General features: G+C 57.6%; 4 protein-coding genes. 3 read left to right on the forward strand and 1 reads right to left on the reverse strand.

Annotated features, from left to right (window positions below; all coding sequences use genetic code 11):
• From GEU01_RS27165 to GEU01_RS24085, 3 genes are all read left to right on the forward strand, one after another.
• The coding region (locus GEU01_RS27165) for a hypothetical protein (RefSeq protein WP_042711011.1) at positions 1–236 on the forward strand (236 nt) is incomplete at its 5' end.
• 9 nt (positions 237–245) lie between these two features.
• Entirely contained in the window at positions 246–530 is a 285-nt protein-coding gene (locus GEU01_RS21020; protein ID WP_026018922.1) for a CopG family ribbon-helix-helix protein, read from the forward strand.
• A gap of 262 nt (positions 531–792) precedes the next feature.
• Positions 793–1215: a hypothetical protein gene (locus GEU01_RS24085; RefSeq protein ID WP_157212916.1), complete on the forward strand. Its 423-nt coding sequence runs from the start codon at positions 793–795 to the stop codon at positions 1213–1215.
• Between the two features lie 369 nt (positions 1216–1584).
• On the opposite strand, the gene GEU01_RS21030 is transcribed toward GEU01_RS24085, so the two are convergent.
• The gene (locus tag GEU01_RS21030; protein ID WP_343204072.1) at positions 1585–2130 is read right to left on the reverse strand and encodes a recombinase family protein; all 546 of its coding nucleotides are present in this window, start codon (positions 2128–2130) and stop codon (positions 1585–1587) included.
• Position 2131: the final 1 nt, after the last annotated feature.

A 2131-nucleotide genomic window follows, 5' to 3' on the forward strand; every position in this document is an offset into this window, starting at 1 on the left:
AAAAAAAACCGAAGCCTTGTGGATGGCCGCTGTGGATAATTCACAAGCCAAACAGCTTTCAGGGTGTCGGCGCCTTTGGCGCCCTACGGGCCTCCCGCGCTGCGCTCGCCCGACACCTGCACCGCCAGGAGGAACGAGGAAGCATAAATTTACTCAGGAAGCAGGAAGCGGCTCGGAATATCTCGCTTGAGACAGGCAGCGACGGAGAATTAATATCCGTTATTAACACCGACTAAGGTGGGATCATGAGCGATAAATCTGGTGGAAAGCAGGTAGTCAGCGTGCAGATGCCCGCTGATCTGGTGGCCGCAATGGACCGTTATGGGGAAGCCATAGAACGCCCTAGGTCATGGATCATGCGGCAAGCCGTGGCGTCCTACCTGGCCTATGAGGCCGAAAAGGATCGGGCAACACGCCGATCCTTGGCCGATGCGGATGCGGGCCTGACGATCAGCGGCGAGGCGGTCAAGGCATGGGCCAACAGCCTCGATCAAGACAACCCGCTACCACTGCCGAAACCGGGGCAATAACCAATCGGGCTTGAGAGGAAGAAACATTGCCTTTTCGACCGCGTAGAACGTCGTGGGCGGCGTTGTGGCCGCGTTCCGGTATCCTTCCCCCTCTCTGGCCCTAAAGGGCGTGTGGCGGCTTTTGAGAGGCTTTCGTGGGGGCGTATGGTTTTGCTTCTCGACGCAATGCCGCGTGAGTGTGTCGGAAACGTACCTTTTTGATACCTACGCGTAGCTACAATGGGGTAAGAGGGTTCTGGGACACGCTGCGGGGGCTGCTTGGATGGCAAAACGCTTTACCTATCAAGAACTGTCCGACCAGTGGGGCATCAGTCTTGCAGCAGTGAAGCAGAGAGTGCGCCGTGGCGGTTGGAAGCGAACGCGCGGGAATGATCGCGTCGTACGTATCGAAGTCCCTTCCGATATGATCGAAGATAGTCCTGTTCCCCATAAAAAACCGCAGAAAACCGACGATATGGGGATACGGGAAGCTACGTTGTGGCCACTGGTCGAACTGACGGAGAACCATACCAAAATGATACAGGAACTGACGGGTCAGCTTCTGACCGAGAAAGAGACAAACGCAGCTTTGAGAGAGCGCATAGCTACGCTGGAAGCCAACTTGGCGCATGCAAATCGTGCCCCGATGCCGCGCGTAGAAGACAGCTTATTGGGCCGCTTTGTGCGGATCATAAGCCGGAAGTGACAATCGGTGTCCCGCAGGGAGGGGAAGAACAAATTAATGTTCTTCCCCTGATACCATCCAGTCAGCCTATTCCAAGGGAGAGGCCGAGACGCTACCGGCTATGCCGGTCCCAATGGGGTGCGCCCTCTTAACTGGCGGCAGTTTGATGCTGTTAGGCATCGTGCAGGTCCTCCTTTCTGTCATGCATGATTGTTGATCGCTGTAAGTCGTTAAAAACTGCCAGTTTTAAGGGGAATACGGCCAAGTATTCCCTTTTCCCCTGCCGATCTGTGGGGCCAACCACAAACGGCAGGAACAATTCGCCAGGGCGCGGCCAAGCGCCCAATGCCATTACCCTATTGGGGGTCGTTTGCGGGAGGGGGCGAAATCCTACGCTAAGCTGAGAACGCGCTTCCCATAATCCCTGAGCTCGCCCTTCGGTCCGACATATCTGTATAGAGTGACGCGCTCGATCCCGAGTTCCTTGCACAGATCGGAAACAGACGTGTCGCGCTGCGCCATGGCGGCCTGGGCGAGACGCACCTGTGCTTTGGTCAGGGCGAATTTTCGCCCTCCCTTTCGTCCGCGCGCTCTGGCTGCGGCAAGGCCAGCCATGGTGCGCTCGCGGATCAGATCCCGCTCGAACTCGGCCAGAGTGGCAAAGATACCGAACACCATGCGGCCGGATGCGGTCGTGGTGTCGATCTGAGCGCCTTTTCCGGTCAGCACACGCAGGCCGATCCTGCGGTCTGACAGATCCTTCACGGTGTTGACCAGGTGGGCGAGCGAGCGCCCGAGGCGATCGAGTTTCCAGACCACCAGCACATCGCCGTCGCGCAAGGATTTGAGGCATGCAGCTAAGCCGGGCCGATCATCGCGGCTACCGGATGCACGATCATCATAAATATTACCTGGCTCGATACCGGCGGCACGCAGG

It is taken from the genome of Komagataeibacter europaeus LMG 18890, from assembly GCF_000285295.1.
Taxonomy (GTDB): Bacteria; Pseudomonadota; Alphaproteobacteria; order Acetobacterales; family Acetobacteraceae; genus Komagataeibacter; species Komagataeibacter europaeus.